The sequence below is a fragment of the Dickeya undicola genome, assembly GCF_000784735.1.
In the GTDB taxonomy this organism is placed as follows: domain Bacteria; phylum Pseudomonadota; class Gammaproteobacteria; order Enterobacterales; family Enterobacteriaceae; genus Dickeya; species Dickeya undicola.
Genome location: NZ_JSYG01000032.1, coordinates 118392 through 135680 on the forward strand (window position 1 = coordinate 118392; position 17289 = coordinate 135680).

Consider the following 17289-nt stretch of genomic DNA (forward strand, 5'->3'; position numbering starts at 1 on the left):
CAATGTTAACACGCATTTTACCTAAACTTTTATCAGCCAAAAGCATAAATAACCGACGAATGATACTGTCGCAACAAAAAACAGGGCATTTTGCTCTTCCCAGCCGAATGCGACGATGACCGATTGCCTCACCATGCTCACACAGCGTTCCGTCACGCCAATCCGCGAGATTGCTGCTCCACCCACGCTTTCACCTGTCGGCGAGACACCTTTATCCCACCGTTTTTCAATGCTGCCGGTAGCAGGTAACACGCCACCGGACGCTGAAATCCAGCCAGTCGGGATTGCCACCATGTCACTAACTGAGACAACGGCAAGGCATTTTCCACTTCGACAACCGCCACCGGACGCTGCCCGAATTCCTGATCATCCACCGGCACCACACAGGCGTAGGTCACATCCGGATGCTGCAACAGAACCGCTTCCACATCTTCCGGCTGAATCCCCTCACCGCCGCTGAAGAACTGATTATCCAGCCGCCCCAGAATTCGCCATTCATGTCCATCCCACTGGCCGCGATCGCGGGTATGAAACCAACCTTGCTCGTCAGTGAGCGGGCTAAGCCCACCCTCACGCCAATATCCTGCCGCCAGGCTGCTGCCGCGCAGCAGAATTTCTTCACCTTCCAGGCGTATCTCACGCCCTGCTAATGGCAACCCAACGCCATCGCTGGCATTCGCGCGCTTAGCACATACTGTAGACGCCAGCTCTGTCAGCCCATACCCACACCAGCAACGGATGCCCCGCGCCTCCGCCTGTTGCGTCAATTCCGCCGGAATCATCGCACCGCCCAGCAACACCGCCCGCAGGCTGATCGGCGAGCGGTTCTGCGACAAAAGACGCCAGAGCTGGGTAGGAACCAAAGAGGCGTGAGTACACACTCGCAAGGCAACATCCAACGGCTGGTCCGGTTTGACCACCAGCGACGCCCCGGCGGCCAACCAGCGCCAGACAATCCCTTGCCCGGATACATGGAACAGCGGTAGCGACAGCAACCAGCGATCGCCCGCGCTGAACGCCATCAGCGCCAGTACACCATCAGCACTAGCCAGATGGGCTTCACAAGTGTGTACCGCCGCTTTCGGCATACCGCTGGAGCCCGATGTCAGCGTCATGGTTGCCAGTCGTTGCGCCTGCCACGGCAGCACAGGAAACGCGTCATCTTGCGATGACGCCGACAGGTTCAGAGGGGTGATATCTTGCGGCCACGCATATTCCTCTACACTCAACCCATACTCAATATTCAGCGCAGGTAACAACGCATCCAGCAACGTATCGGGTAGTTGAGGATTTAATGGCAGCAGGCGCGCCCCACATTGCAACAGCGCCAGATAACAGAACAACATATCGGTACTGTTTTTACCGCGCAGCACCACCCCCATGCCTGGCTGCACCCCCTGACGAACAAAGTTGGACGCCAGTTTATTCAGATGGCCCGACAGTTGCTGCCAGCTCCAAACCCCATCGTCGTCTATCAGCGCTGGTGCCATTGGTTGAGAGGCAGCCCAACTTCGCCAGGGCCAGTCGGTCAGGCTTGCCATATCGGCTCCAGACGGTCCGCCGCGATCAGCGGCAACGCGCTGTCAGGCCAGGAGCGAACCACCTGCGCCTGCATCAGGTCCAGCGTATCCAGCCCCGGCAGCACACCTGGCGTCAGCCAGCGCGCCAGCCTTGCCAGTTGCGTCAGCCCCAGACTGGACTCAATGCTGGAACTGAGCACCGCCGTCAAGCCAGCCTGATGCGCCTGTTCCGCCAACTGGCGACAGCGGTTCAGGCTGCCGGTCAGCGAAGGCTTGATAATAATGGCGGCTACACCCGGCTCTGCTTCAACCCGGAAGCCAGGCTCGCGCACGCTTTCGTCCCAGGCGATGGCAATACCGGTAGCGCGAGCGAAATCACGCGATTCGTCGCGGGTTTTGCAGGGTTCTTCCAGAAAAGCAATGCGGGAGCGATAGGCTGGCGTCACATAGCGGGCAAACCCATCGGCTTTAGCCCGCGTCCAGCTGCGGTTGGCGTCCAGCCGCAGCCGCAAATCGGGCAGCGCGTCCAGCAACAGGTTGACAACCATGCCGTCGCGCACCGCTTCATACAGCCCGACCTTCACCTTCGCCACCTGTTCAGGCAGGCTTTGCAGCATGGCGAACAATTCATCCGGATCGCCATTACACAGCGGTGCCTTCCGGTAGTCCGCTTCCTCCGGCAACTGACCAGACAATTCGGCCAGCGCGCAGCTAACACCGAAATCGACCGAGGGCAGGCCGATCTCGTCCGGCTCCCGCCCTGACAACCAGACTTGCAGCTGCGTCTGTACCGCGCTGGATGCCTCTTCCAACGTCTCCACACTGAATTGCGGCAGCGGCGCGACTTCCCCCCAGCCTTCCTGCTTACCGTCACGCAGGCGAATAAGCAGCCCATCACGGGTTTTCAGGCGCTGATTGCGCAGCACGACGCCAGCATCCATCGGCACGCTATAACGATAGAGGATAGCCTGACGCATCAGGGGTTCCGCTTGAATTTGCTGAAGTCAGGCTGGCGTTTTTCGTTGAAGGCATTACGGCCTTCCTGCCCTTCTTCCGTCATGTAGAACAGCATGGTGGCGTTGCCAGCCAGCTCCTGCAATCCAGACTGACCGTCGCAGTCGGCATTCAGCGCAGCTTTCAGGCAGCGCAGCGCCATCGGGCTGTTTTGCAGCATTTCACGGCACCAGCGCACGGTTTCGCGTTCCAGCTCCGCCAACGGCACTACGGTGTTGACCAATCCCATATCCAATGCCTGCTGAGCGTCATACTGACGGCACAGGAACCAAATTTCGCGCGCCTTTTTCTGACCAACGATGCGTGCCATATACGAGGCACCCCAGCCGCCGTCAAACGAGCCAACACGCGGCCCAGTCTGGCCGAAAATGGCGTTTTCTGCCGCAATAGTCAGGTCGCACATCATGTGCAGTACATGGCCGCCACCAATGGAATACCCAGCCACCATCGCCACCACCGGTTTCGGGCAGGTACGGATTTGACGCTGGAAATCCAGCACGTTGAGATGATGAACGCCGCTGTCGTCTTGGTAACCGCCGTAATCGCCACGGACTTTCTGGTCACCACCAGAACAGAATGCTTTCTCACCGGCACCGGTCAGAATGATCACGCCGATACCATCATCATGACGGGCGTTGTCCAGCGCCTGAATCATCTCTTTTACCGTTTGCGGGCGGAACGCGTTGCGCACCTGCGGACGATTGATGGTGATTTTGGCAATGCCATCGGTCGACTTGTGATAAAGGATATCGACAAAATCCCCGCTGCAATCGTGCCATGCTACCGGTGCGTAAAGCAGTTCTTCACTGGGATAAAGCATATTGAATCTTCCTTTCGGGATGCGAAATAAACTGGCGGATCCGTTCGGCATACGCTGCCGGATTCGCCTGATGAGCGTTATGCCCGGCGAGGTCCACACTCAGCAACGGCAAACCGTGCTGTGCGGCCAACGCCTGAAATTTAGTGTCCTGACAGCCACAGAGGTAACCAAACGGAACCTGTAGCTGCTGCAAGGCGTCAACCAGAGAGGGTTGACGAGATAAAGAAGTCGCTTCCAGCATGTCGGCAACCGCTGCACCATGATTGCCGCGCCGCAATGCAATCAACCGCTCGCGCTGCGCCGACGACAGACGAGCAAAAACCGGCTGCTGATACCAATCCGCCAGTACGCTATCCAGCGTCTCATGGCGAAAACGCCGCGCCCAATCGGCATCATGCCGCTGTCGCGCCTCACGTTCGGCTGCCGACACCAGCCCCGGATGCCCGCCTTCTACCAGCAGCCCCCGCAAACCGGCTGCGCCGGACAGGCAAGCGTGATACATAGCAATGCGCCCACCCAGCGAATACCCCAGCAGCCAGTAGTCGTTCACCGCCTGTTGCGCCAACAGTACGGTCAGTTGACAACTCACATCGGCGAAATCCACCGCAGACAGCGACCGGGATGCGCCGTGTCCCGGCAAATCCACCAGCAGTAACGGCCAGTCGGCCAGATACGGCAACACCGGTTGCCAGTCTTCGCCGCTGCCGAGCAGACCATGCAACATCACCAGCCAGGGTTGTCCCGACTGCGGCTGCCCAACCCGACGGCAATTCATCGTCACCACGACGCGACCTCGGCCGACAACCGTTGCAATGTTTCAGCGCCGACTTTAGGTTCCACTACCACTTCCAGCAATGTGGTGCCGCCTTGCCGCCACCCGGCGGTTACCGCGTCCTGCACGTCAGACCATTGCTGCGCTCGCGCGTAACGTAGCCCGAACAGCGCCGCCGCATGGCGAAAATCCACCTGCTGTGGCATACAGTAAAAAGCTTCACGCTGCGCCTCTGGCGTCGGCAATAATGAAAAAATCTGCCCGCCATCATTATTGACCACCACCAACACCAGCGGTGCAGGCGGCTGACGCAGCAGCGCCAGTCCGTTAAGGTCATACAACGCCGACAGATCACCCACGATGGCAAGCGTCGGTCGGGCATTGGCGCGCTGCACACCCGCTAACGTCGACAGCAGGCCGTCAATGCCGCTGGCACCACGGTTAGCGAACACCGGATACCCCGCAGGCAGACGGGCAAACGCATCCACCAACCTCACCGTCAGACTGTTGCCGACGAAAAACTGCCCTTGCGGCGGCAACAGCTCAGTGACGCGATGCGCCAGTTGCGCTTCGCCGAAACCGTCAGACAAGCGGGCAGCCACCTGGCGAATAACCCGCTCAGCACAGGCTTCCACGTCAGGTGCCCAGGCAGATTGAGCAACGGCCGGATGCGCCGTCAGCCAGTCGGCAACATCGGCCACCAGTCGGCGGCCACGATGCTGCGCAGGATCAAGCCGTCCCGGCAAATCATCAACCAACCAGTATTGGTCGGGCGTGACCGCCGCCTGCCACTGTAACAGACGCTTGCCCGTCAGACTGGCACCGAACTGCACCACAATCTCAGCCTGACGCAGCATTTCCGCCTGCGGATGCTGAAGCCATAAATCAGCGCAGGCCAGCGGTTGGCCGGTCTGCGACAGCACATCGCCGATCAACGGCCAGCCGAGCTGGTTCGCCCAGGCAGCTAGCTGTTCACCAACTTGTGCGGGCACCCGCCCGGCGATAACCACGCCGCGCCGTTGCCGCCATTGCGGCCAGTCCGGCTGCATTGTTGTTACCGGTATTGCGTGCCCCCCCTGCAACCACGGTTGCGGTTGATGCCACCAGTCGCCCAGAGCCTGCAACCAGTCCTGAAATGCGGCCGGATCGTCTTCGCCATATAACGGCTCGGCAAACGGGCAATTGACATGCAGCGCGCCGTGGCGCAACTCGGTCAGGGCGTTATCAAGGGCAGAAACCAGCCAGCGGGCCGGAATATCACAGGTGGGACGCGGCAAATTCAGCGTTAATGTCGGGTGTGAAGCAAACATGCCGGGTTGCCGAATCGCCTGATTGGCACCGCAGTCGATAAGCTCTGGTGGGCGATCCGCAGTCAATATCACCAGCCGCTCGCCGGTCAGCCCGGCTTCGATAATCGCCGGGTAAAGGTTGGCTGCGGCCGTACCCGATGTCACTATCACCGCCACCGCTTCGCCAGAGGCTTTCGCCAGCCCCAGCGCCAGGTGACCCAGCCCGCGTTCATCAAAATGGGTATGACAGACCAGCAACGGGTGCGAAGCCGCCGCCAGCGTCAGTGGCGTGGAGCGCGATCCCGGCGCAATACAGATATGACGAACACCCTGATGGCTGAGCGCCTCAACGATAACCGTTGCCCAGCGGCGGTTAAAAATATGTGTGGACATGATCGACTCAACAACTCCGGTTGCGGGTTGTAGCAATAATTATATTTTTTTTCATCCGGCCAACTTTGATGTAAACCAGTAACAGGCAATAAATCGCCCTATGAAATAGCCTCTTCCAGCAATGACCTCAGCCCGGCAGCTTTGTTTTCCAGCTCCAGCCATTCTTGTTCTGGATCAGATCCCGCTACAATGCCCGCTCCGGCATACAGCGTCAGCTGACGGTCCGCGACGCTGGCGGAACGCAACGCCACGCTGAATTCGGACTGCTGACGCGACAAATACCCCGCCGAACCGGCGTACCAGCCACGTTGAAACGGCTCATGCCGAGCCAGAAATGCCCGTGCAGTTGCACGCGGCAACCCAGCCACCGCCGCCGTCGGCTGCAACAGATGCAGGCACTCGCTATCCGTACCGCTGCGCAAGGTGGCCTGAATCGTTCGCCGCAAATGTTGCACCTTACGCAAACGGATAATCTCTGGTGGCATCACATCCAGCGTCAACGCTACCTGATGCAAACGCTGACAGATATCGTCGACGACCAGCATGTTCTCACACTGGTTCTTGAGGTCATTCATTAACCAGTCTGCCAGCTCGGCAGCTTTTTTATCGTCATCATTACTGGCTACCGTTCCGGCCAAGGCTTCCGTTTCCAGACGGGTATGCTGCCGCCGATAAAGCCGTTCAGGGCTGGACCCCAGAAACGCCTGATGTGGCGCGAAAGCCAGCATAAAATGATAACAACGGTGATTAGCCGCCCGGCTGGCCGCCATCAGCGTGGTCGCCCGTAATGGCTTATCGAGCGACAGCATCGACGCGCGAGCTGGCACCACTTTTTCCATCTGCCCGGCGGCAATGTCTGCCAGCGCCAGATGCAACAGGTCGATCCACTGCTGACGATCAGGACAATGACGGGTCGTTTCTATACGGGTATGCAGCGTCGGCAACGGCTGCGACGGCAATAGCTGGCGCAAAAAATCCTGCGCGTCATGCGCATCATCACGCAATGAGGTTTCACTGCACAGATTGACCCGCAGACGAAGACGTCCCCCTTGTCGCAACAGAGCGATGCGTGGCAGAAACAGAAACGCAGCGGCATTGCCCTGCGTAACCGGATGCTGTTCAAACGCATTCAGCCCCCAGAGACGCACGCTGTCATCCACATCATGGCGTTGCAGAAAGTCCTCAGCGTGTGCGATATCGTCAAATACACGCACCTGACCACACACCGCGGCTTCTTCATCGTCCTGACGATGCTGCCAGTAAAACTGCGGATAGATGGGCTGCGAGGCCAGCCACGCCAGCAGCGGCGAGTCATCTTGCAACGGCATGGTCAGCGTGATTGCATGAAAGCCCGCCTGCTCCGGCAAGGGTTCGTTGAGCGCCTGATACATCTGGCGCAGCAGGTCAGAGAATTGCTGCACATTCACCCCATAGCCTAATGGAAAGTAGGGAATTATACGGGGCTATCCCTACAAAAAAAAAGTCATTAGCTTGATACCTACCCCGGAATAACCGGCTTACTGCCACCCTATTTCCATGCATGGGCTTTTTCCCAACCGTTCATCAGCGAGCAAAACACGACCATTGTTAAATAACGATACCCAGACATAGGGGCAATTTTATGCTGGCTTACCTCAAATCACCTCGAAATTACGATAATTCCTATTTTCAATCCGGAATAACTGCAATAGCAAATAACCACACATAACCATAATAAAAGGAGGGTTTATAGTATCCTTTAATCTGCTTTTTTATTTGCAGCTTTCAACCATAACTAGCACTAACCAATGGTCATATATACCCGTCATACTTCGAGTTGCAGGACAACACGCCTGAACGTTCGACATATTCCGCCATCGACGATAATGTCATCTTGTTTATATTTTCTGGTTTCACTCACCGCACAGAATGAAAAAGCAACCTAATGAAATTAGCATTAAGTGACAAAATTCTTACGACCGACAGTTTTAGAATTTTTCCCGCTATCATCAAATTCTTCATTCCGCTTTATCATAAATTACCTTCTTGCTGCCGGGCTTGTCCCGGCATTTTTTATCTGCCGTACTTATTGTGGAGTCCTTCCCGCATTTTATGTCGGCAAGAGAGATCCTCTTTCGATAAAACGCCGCAATTGTGGTAAAAATACCCCTCTGTCAGGTTCTGCGACTGGTCGCAAGCCTCAGTATCTGTTCTCTTACCCGTTCATCAGGAGCCTGATTTCATGCCTGCGGCTATCGTGCGTTTTTTCCTGCTGTTTATTCTGTTACTGCTACTGATGACTGGCACTTACAGCTATAACTACGTCAACAGCTGGATGACAGAGAAGAAATCCGCCCTGACAGACATCGCCGAAGGAATGCAAAAGCGTATCGACGCCTACCGCGCCTTCACGGATCAAATCTACAAAAATCTGATCAACGATCCGACGCCACCTGATGCCACTAGCGTCAACCTGATTACACTGATGCCGAATGTGTTTTATGTCGAAAAAAGCGGTCACAAAACAGATGCTCTGATTTTCGGGCCGCACGACAAGACCACGCTCGGTGCCATGCAGCGGATATCACAATATCTCGACGTCTTGTGGGGCGCGAAAACCGATATTTACTCGATGTACTACCTCAACGGGCAGGACAACAGCCTGACGATGGTTTCCACTCAGCCGCTGAAAGATATTTCGTCGCAGTTTCGCGGTAGCTACCTCTCATCAATGGTAGAGTCGCGCAAAACCGAAATGCTACAGCAGGCGAATACGTTGGATGAACGGGAAAGTTTCTCCCCCTTACGCAAGCTGCGTTTTTACAACGATTACTATTTTACGCTGCGTACCACCTTCAATCAGCCCGGACATCTGGCGACCGTCATTGCGTTCGATTTGTCTATTAACGATCTGATCCCGCGCAATATGGCGAGGGACAGCTTCATGCTGCGTCAGCAAACACCACCGGTCAACGCCGACGCCAGCACGGATAACGAAATCCCCACTGATATTCACCGTGAAGGCGCACTGCTGGAAATCTCGGCTCAGTTGATGAACTCACCGATCAAGCTGGTCTATGCCATTCCGCTGGGTCGGTTGGTCGCCGACATGCTGCGCAACAATATCTGGGTGATTGTGCTGAATCTGGCATTGCTGGCTCTCTCGCTGATGGGGTTCTACGCGCTGCGGCGCTACTACGCTCGGCCGAAGGATGACCTGTCGCATCACCTGAAAGAACAGCAACGAATGTACGGCGAGATAGTCAACCGCATCCCGATCGGGGTGCTGGTTTACGATTTCAGCAACAACAAAGTGATGGTGGCGAACGCGCTGGCGGAACGCCTCTACCCACACCTTAGCCTGAAAAAAATCTCCACACTGGCAGAGGAACACCAGGGTGTTATTCAGGCCACGGTGGACAATGAAATGTACGAAGTGCGTGTTTTCCACAGTCAGCACACGCCATCGCTATGCCTGTTCCTGCTACGCGAACAGGATCAGGAAATCCTGATCACCAAAAAATTGCAGTTGGCGCAGCGGGAATTCGACAAAAACGTTTCGGTTCGCAAACGCCTGTTCCGCAACCTGAGCCAGGAGTTTAAGCAACCGCTGTCCGCCGTACACCAGTTGGCGCTGGCGCTACGCAAAACCGACAACCCGCCTGAGCAGCAAAAAACGGTTCAGGCGCTGATTGCCGAAACCAGCGGCGCTATCCGGTTGATGGAAAACATTGCCCTGCAGGCACGACTGGAAACGGTGGAATGGCATCTGGTCCATGATTCCTTCTCACCGCTGACGCTGATTGACGATTTGATGCTGGAATTGCTGCCGCGTATCCAGCAAAAAGGGCTGAAGCTGTTCAATCATTACAAGCTTGACCCGCGCCAGACCTATCTGGGCGACAGCGAATTGCTGAAGAAAACGCTATCGCTGCTGCTGGATTACTCCATCACCAATACCGACTACGGCAAGATAACCCTGTCCTGCGAGCCTTCGACGCATTCCCCCGAGCAGTTACTGGTCCGTATTAGCGATACCGGTACTGATATTTCCGGTATGGAACGGGACAATCTGGTGCATCCATTTGCCACCACGCCGCTATCCGATCATTTCCGGCACAATTCCGGATTAACCCTATTTCTATGCAATCAACTCTGCAACAAACTAGGGGGTCAACTGCAAATTAACAGTCGACCAGGACTCGGCACGCAGTACGTGCTGACCGTGAAAATGCAGCCGGACCCGCTGCCTACGGAAGACGATGAGAAATTATTGGACGATATCACGCTACTCCTGAACATTACCTCAGATGAGGTACGAACCATTGTTAGCCGCATGGTGAGTAACTGGGGAGCGGATGTTGTGGTCTATGACGAACGGCTGGTGAATCAGGATGCGGAAATCACCATTACCGACGACCCAAACCGGATGGACGACGATACCTTGCTGGTGAGCAGTGACGACACGCAATTGGTGCCGCTGGGCCATCGCCGCCTGCGTACCAACTACAATATCAGCCAGTTACTGCTGGAAGGTCTGCTGAAACTGATTGAGCAGCAACTGGATACCTCTCCGGATGATGCCCTGCCTGAAGAACAGGACGATATTGGCTTCTATGTCCGTCAGTTACGCAACAGTGACTACTATTCCTTGTTTGTTGACACAGTACCGGAGGACTTAAAGAGACTATATACTGAAACCCAAGATGGCGATTTTTTGTCACTTGCGCAAACAGCACACCGTCTGAAAGGTGTCTTTGCCATGCTGAATCTTCATCCCGGCAAGCAGTTATGTGAAGCGCTGGAAAAGCTTATTACCACCCAGGATCGTGCGCAGATAGAAACCAACCTTCAGCAAATCGAAGGGTTTGTCACAGCACTACTGCAACCTGGTGGCCAACAATATGAGTAAAAAACAATGAGCAATCTAAACGTAATTATTGCAGACGACCATCCTATTGTTTTGTTCGGCATTAAAAAGTCGCTGGAACAAATCGAATGGGTTAACGTCGTGGGTGAATTCGAAGACTCGACAGCCCTGATTAACAATCTTCCTAAACTGGATGCTAATGTCCTGATCACCGATCTATCCATGCCGGGGGATAAATACGGCGACGGCATTACCCTGATCAAATACATCAAGCGCCACTTCCCACACCTGTCGATCATTGTACTGACCATGAACAATAATCCGGCCATTCTCAGCGCCGTGCTGGAACTGGATATTGAAGGGATTGTCCTGAAACAGGGCGCACCAACCGACCTGCCCAAGGCACTGGCTGCGTTACAGAAAGGCAAAAAATTTACGCCGGAAAGCGTTAGCAAAGTGCTGGAAAAAATCAGTGCCAGCGGTTACGGCGACAAGCGCCTGTCACCCAAAGAAAGCGAGGTTTTACGCCTGTTTGCCGAAGGGTTCCTGGTTACTGAAATCGCCAGAAAACTCAACCGTAGCATCAAGACCATCAGCAGCCAGAAGAAATCGGCCATGACCAAACTCGGTGTGGATAACGATATCGCTCTGCTGAACTACCTGTCCTCGGTCGGCGTCTCGCCGTCTGACAAAGAGTAATTCCCCTGCCGACGAGCGCGTGTTCGGCTCGTCGGCCTCTCCTCAAGCCCGTCTGAATTACGACTGAACCGCCGTGTTCTGCCTGACCAGATTGCTGTAATACGACAGCGACTGTTGCAACGTGTCCAGCGTCACCGGTTTGGACAAACAGTTATCCATTCCAGCCTGCAAACAACGCTGCCGCTCTTCCGCTAGCGCATTGGCGGTAACGCCGATTACCGGCAATGTCTGCCCCATTTCCCGCAGCCGTTGGGTAAAGCGGTAACCGTCCATATTCGGCATATTAACGTCGGTAAGGATAATATCTACCGGGTTCTTCGCCAGCACGTCCAGCGCATCCAATCCGTCATTGGCCGTAATCACCTGATACCCCAGTGAGCCAAGTTGATCGGCCAGTAAACGCCGGTTAATCGGATGATCATCCACCACCAAAAGACGCACGTCACCGTTTTCGGTACGATTGTAACTGACGGATGGCAGGGATAACGCCGCCGCAGATAATTCGTCCTCACCCCGATAAATACGTTGCAGCAACATCGGCAACTCGTGCAGTGCGGCCGTACTGTACAACCAGTACCCCGCCCGAACCTCCTGTGCCTCCCCCGCCTGCATTCCGCTAATTTCCACGCAAGCGTGCACATTGGGCAACGTATCCGGCACATGATCACAGATCATCACATCATCATCACCGACGGATTGCCCCTCGTCGTATCGACGCGCATCCAGACCACAGGCACCCATCAGGCCCAGCAGATAGCGCTCCATTAACGCATTGCGAATCTGCAACCAGCAGGTTTTCCCCTGTAAATCACTCACCTGCAACGTCTGTGGATAATGAGCGTGGTAAAGAGGAATGCGAATGCCGAACTCGCTGCCAAGCCCCGGTTCAGATTCAATGGTAATGTCCCCATCCATCAGGCTGACCAGTTTTTCACAGATCGCCAGCCCCAGCCCAGTGCCCTGAAAGTGGCGCTGAACCCCAGTTCCGGCCTGAAAGAAGGGATCAAACAGCTTCATTACCTCACGGGTATCGATACCGACACCGGTATCCCGTACCTTAAACACCAGATAACCATCATCGCAACACATCACCTGGACCAGAATACAGCCGGTGTCGGTAAACTTGATGGCGTTACTGAGTAAGTTGCTCAATACCTGCTGCAACCTCACCGCATCACCCATCAGCCGGAGGGGGACATTAGGGTCGATATAGCAATACAACACCAGCCGTTTTTTCACCACCAGCGGCAGGTAGTTACTCACAATATGGTTTATCACCTCACGTGGGGCGAATTCGCTGGGTTCGATCTTCAGCTGTTCCGACTCTATCTTCGAGAAATCAAGAATGTCGCTGATAATCTTCAGCAACAGCGCCGAGGAGTTTTGCATTGCTGTTACCAGCCGGTTGGCATCCGACGGTAGCGACTTCGTTTGCAGCAAATCCAGATTACCGATGATGCCATACAGCGGTGTGCGTAATTCATGACTGACTGTCGCCAGGAACATCGACTTGGACTGGCTGGCCTGTTCAGCCGCGTTGGCCATCTCCTGCAGCGACTCTTCCATGCGCACACGGGCACTGACGTCGAGCAACACACAGATAGCCACATTCTCGTTACGGTAACGCGAGTGCACAAAACTGATTTGCAGATGGTGATTACGCCCGGTCACCACATCCAGCGATTTGGATTGTTGCTCGCAGATGATGCGCACAATGCGCACCCGGTCTTCATACGTCAGCAGGCTGAGGTAGTTATGCGCCAACTCGTTACTGATAATATTGGTGCCGTCGCTGATCCTAAGAATACAGATGCCTACCGGTGCCGACGCCACAATCTTACGGTTAAACTGTTCATTTTCTTCCAACTGGAACGCATTGCGCTCCGCTGGCAGGAAAATTTTGCGCTCAAACAGCCGGGTCAGTAACAACAGACAGATAGCCGATGCCAGATTCAACAACGCCATATTGATGATCAGCGTATTAAGCGACATCAGTATCACTTCCAGCGGTAGCGAATACACCACGGACATCGACGTAGGCGGCAACGCCTTCTTCATCAATAAAGCCCCGTAGCCATCGCTGTAGCCAAAGTAGTTGTTTGAATCCGGGTAATGACTGAGGCTGTTGCCGGATTGACTGTCGGTAAATTGCAGCAGAACCCGATCATTCTGATCCAGTAATCTGACGCTGAACGGCAGGTCGCCATTCAACATAAAGTCATCCAGCCGGATGCTCTGCTCAATCCCCATCATGGTCACCAGGCGGTTATCCACATAGACCGGCGTCAGCGCGTACAAATATCCTGCGTCCGGCGTTGGGCCAGGCATCACCCAAAACAGGCTCTCCTCACGACGATTCCCCGCCCGGTTGGATTTCTGGTTCTGCAACCACTCTTGCACGCTCTTCATCAGGCTATCGCTATCCAACGACTGATTGCGAATGCCGAAGTCGACAATACACTGCTGACTGCTGTCGACAAAAAAGATGCGATTAAGGTCATAAACCGACGAGAAATCATCGTGCCATTGTTCAAAAAAACTCGTCAACGTCTGCAATTGAGCGGGATTCTTCCCATACTGCTCAGCACAATCAAAGGTGGACGACAGTGGATAAATAGAGAACGGCGTCTTTTTAGCGGCAGCGCCGCGTTCCCGTGGTGCGACAGGTGTGCTAAATCGGTTAGCGGCAATGTATCGCAGCTCGCGCGCCACATCAGTGGTGTGCCGAATATACCCCAGCGATTGCTCGAAATTGAGGGAGAAAATTTGCCGCAGATGTGATTCACGTTGATTCAGTTCCTTATTCACGTAAAAGACCGAAATCAGCGCGCCCAGAATCCACAGCGTGGTCGCCAGCGCCCGGAACATATACCGGGAGACTTTAAGGGTGGTCTGAAAAGAAGCGATAACTTTCAAAGGCATACCGTAAAGGTTGTCAGCACTGGAAAATCAGGTTGGGGTCAGTCGATACAGTACCGATCCCGCATAAAAAAAGCCAGCGCGTCAGGCGCTGGCTCAGGTAGGTTACCACCGACAGAGAAAGAGGTTACTCATCGTCTGCTGGCGTATCGTCATCACTCTCCGGTTCATCGATGTCTTCTTCCAGCAGTTCGCCGTCAACCGGCACCACGCTGTCGAGTTCATCATCTTCCACCGGCTCAGCCACACGCTGCAAACCAACGACGCGCTCTTCCTCAGCGGTACGGATCAGCGTCACGCCCTGAGTATTACGGCCAACGATGCTGACCTCAGAGACACGAGTACGCACCAACGTACCGGCATCGGTGATCATCATGATCTGATCGGCGGAATCAACCTGCACTGCGCCGACCACCTTACCGTTGCGCTCGCTCACCTTGATGGAGATAACACCTTTGGTGGCACGGGATTTGGTTGGGTATTCGCTTACCGCAGTACGCTTACCGAAACCATTCTGCGTCACGGTCAGGATATCGCCTTCGCCACGCGGCACAATCAACGACACCACGCGGTCGTCGGCCTGCAAATTGATGCCGCGCACCCCTGAGGCGGTACGCCCCATGCGGCGAACACCCTTCACTTTGACCGAACCGTCTTCCTGAATCTCTTCCTCTTCCTCCAGGAAGCGCACCACCTTGCCTTCGGCGGAGAACAGCATCACTTCGTTGCTGCCGTCGGTCAGGTCGACGCCAATCAGCTCGTCGCCGTCGTTGAGATTAACGGCGATGATACCGGCGCTGCGCGGACGGCTAAACTCGGTCAGCGCGGTTTTCTTCACCGTACCGCTGGCCGTGGCCATGAACACGTTCATGCCCTCTTCATACTCGCGCACCGGCAGAATGGCGGTAATGCGTTCATCCTGCTCCAGCGGCAACAGGTTGATAATCGGGCGACCACGCGCACCGCGGCTTGCTTCTGGCAATTGATACACTTTCAGCCAGTAGAGACGACCACGGCTGGAGAAACACAAAATGGTGTCGTGGGTATTCGCCACCAGCAGCCGATCGATAAAGTCCTCTTCCTTGATGCGAGCGGCGGATTTGCCTTTGCCACCACGGCGCTGAGCTTCATAGTCGCTCAACGGTTGATACTTGACGTACCCCTGATGCGACAGGGTTACCACCACGTTCTCTTCGGAAATCAGATCTTCAATATTGATGTCAGCGCTGTTATGGGTGATCTCGGTACGACGCGCGTCGTTGTACTGCTCACGAATCGCCATCAGCTCTTCGCGGATCACTTCCATCAAACGCTCAGGACTGCGCAGGATGAACAGCAGCTCAGCGATCTGCGCCAGCAGTTCCTTGTATTCATCCAGCAGTTTTTCATGTTCCAGACCGGTCAGTTTCTGCAGACGCAGATCCAGAATCGCCTGCGCTTGCTGTTCGGTTAGGTGATATTTGCCCTCATGGATACCGAACTCCGGCTCCAGCCATTCCGGACGTGCAGCATCATCACCTGCACGCTCCAGCATCGCAGCCACGCTGCCCAGCGCCCACGCTTGCGCCACCAGCGCGCTTTTGGCTTCGGCAGGGGTAGCAGCATGACGGATCAGTTCGATGATCGGGTCGATATTCGCCAGCGCAATCGCCAAACCTTCCAGGATATGGGCGCGTTCGCGCGCTTTACGCAGTTCGAAAATAGTACGACGCGTCACCACTTCGCGGCGGTGACGGACAAATGCCGCCAGAATCTCCTTGAGGGTCATCAGCTTCGGCTGGCCCTGATGCAGCGCCACCATGTTGATACCGAACGACACCTGCATCTGGGTTTGGGAGTACAGGCGGTTGAGCACCACCTCACCTACCGCATCACGCTTAATCTCAATGACGATGCGCATACCGTCTTTATCGGACTCGTCGCGCAGCGCGCTGATGCCTTCAATGCGCTTGTCTTTTACCAGTTCGGCGATCTTTTCAATCAATCGCGCCTTATTCACCTGATAAGGGATTTCATGCACGATGATGGTTTCACGGCCGGATTTGGGGTCCGCTTCGACTTCAGCACGGGCGCGGATATACACTTTGCCGCGACCGGTGCGATAGGCTTCTTCAATGCCACGCTTGCCGTTGATGATGGCGGCGGTCGGAAAGTCTGGCCCCGGGATGTGGGTCATCAGCCCTTCGACGCTGATGTTTTCATCGTCGATATAGGCCAGACAGCCGTCAATCACTTCCGTCAGGTTATGGGGCGGAATGTTGGTCGCCATCCCTACCGCGATCCCGGAAGAACCGTTGACCAGCAAGTTGGGGATACGGGTGGGCATTACGTCCGGGATCTGCTCTGTGCCGTCGTAGTTAGGCACAAAATCCACAGTTTCTTTATCCAGATCGGAAAGCAGTTCGTGGGCGATTTTCGACATGCGCACTTCGGTATAACGCATCGCTGCGGCGGAGTCGCCGTCGATGGAACCGAAGTTGCCCTGACCATCCACCAGCATATAACGCAGCGAGAACGGCTGGGCCATACGCACGATAGTGTCGTATACCGCGCTATCACCATGCGGGTGATATTTACCGATAACGTCCCCGACTACACGGGCCGATTTTTTATAAGGCTTGTTCCAGTCGTTACCCAGCACACTCATCGCGTACAGCACGCGGCGGTGTACCGGCTTAAGACCATCGCGAACGTCCGGTAACGCACGTCCGACGATAACGGACATGGCGTAATCCAGATATGAACTTTTCAGCTCTTCCTCGATGTTGACCGGTGTAATTTCTCTGGCAAGGTCGCTCATGGAGCCGCTATCCCTCTATTCACATCTACCCGATTTTAAAAGGTGGAAAATCATATCATAAACCGGGGTTTCAGGGGAAACTTCGCGCCAGATTCCTGACGCGTCTTTATGGAGCGCTTCGCATTTTTCTGCCGCAGCGTTACGGCCATCACAAGGCGCGAAAACCGCGCGACTGTCGTTCGTTATCAAGAGCAAGCGTTATCAACAACAAGCA

General features: G+C 55.1%; 10 protein-coding genes. 2 read left to right on the top strand and 8 right to left on the bottom strand.

Going from position 1 to position 17289, the window contains the following annotated elements; genetic code table 11:
- Positions 1-152: 152 nt before the first annotated feature.
- The 6 genes from menE to menF form a co-directional block, all read right to left on the bottom strand.
- Positions 153-1541, bottom strand: a complete 1389-nt coding sequence (menE, locus tag OB87_RS14605; protein WP_033570146.1) for an o-succinylbenzoate--CoA ligase — start codon at positions 1539-1541, stop codon at positions 153-155.
- Complete coding sequence (gene menC / locus OB87_RS14610; protein WP_033570147.1) at positions 1529-2497, bottom strand: o-succinylbenzoate synthase; 969 nt, start codon at positions 2495-2497, stop codon at positions 1529-1531. Before menC ends, menE begins: the two co-directional genes overlap by 13 nt.
- Positions 2497-3354, bottom strand: coding sequence for a 1,4-dihydroxy-2-naphthoyl-CoA synthase (menB, locus tag OB87_RS14615; protein ID WP_033570148.1), 858 nt, complete (start codon positions 3352-3354; stop codon positions 2497-2499). The genes menC and menB overlap by 1 nt, the downstream gene beginning before the upstream one ends.
- Positions 3338-4129 carry a 2-succinyl-6-hydroxy-2,4-cyclohexadiene-1-carboxylate synthase gene (gene menH, locus OB87_RS14620; protein WP_033570149.1) on the bottom strand — a complete coding sequence of 264 codons (792 nt, stop codon included), beginning with the start codon at positions 4127-4129 and terminating at the stop codon, positions 3338-3340. Before menH ends, menB begins: the two co-directional genes overlap by 17 nt.
- A 2-nt stretch (positions 4130-4131) precedes the next feature.
- Complete coding sequence (menD, locus tag OB87_RS14625; RefSeq protein ID WP_033570150.1) at positions 4132-5808, bottom strand: 2-succinyl-5-enolpyruvyl-6-hydroxy-3-cyclohexene-1-carboxylic-acid synthase; 1677 nt, start codon at positions 5806-5808, stop codon at positions 4132-4134.
- 98 nt (positions 5809-5906) lie between these two features.
- A complete protein-coding gene (gene menF, locus OB87_RS14630; RefSeq protein ID WP_050515724.1) occupies positions 5907-7235 on the bottom strand; it encodes an isochorismate synthase MenF in 1329 nt (442 codons plus the stop codon).
- Between the two features lie 794 nt (positions 7236-8029).
- On the opposite strand from menF, the gene rcsD reads away from it, so the two are divergent.
- On the top strand, positions 8030-10699 hold the full coding sequence (gene rcsD / locus OB87_RS14635; RefSeq protein ID WP_033570152.1) for a phosphotransferase RcsD: 2670 nt from the start codon (positions 8030-8032) through the stop codon (positions 10697-10699).
- Positions 10700-10705: 6 nt separating this feature from the next.
- Complete coding sequence (gene rcsB, locus OB87_RS14640; RefSeq protein ID WP_013316908.1) at positions 10706-11356, top strand: response regulator transcription factor RcsB; 651 nt, start codon at positions 10706-10708, stop codon at positions 11354-11356.
- A gap of 57 nt (positions 11357-11413) precedes the next feature.
- Here rcsB and rcsC read toward each other — a convergent pair whose 3' ends face one another.
- Both rcsC and gyrA read right to left on the bottom strand, forming a co-directional pair.
- Complete coding sequence (rcsC, locus tag OB87_RS14645; RefSeq protein WP_072025482.1) at positions 11414-14278, bottom strand: two-component system sensor histidine kinase RcsC; 2865 nt, start codon at positions 14276-14278, stop codon at positions 11414-11416.
- 124 nt (positions 14279-14402) lie between these two features.
- Complete coding sequence (gene gyrA, locus OB87_RS14650) at positions 14403-17075, bottom strand: DNA topoisomerase (ATP-hydrolyzing) subunit A (RefSeq protein WP_033570154.1); 2673 nt, start codon at positions 17073-17075, stop codon at positions 14403-14405.
- Positions 17076-17289 lie beyond the last annotated feature (214 nt).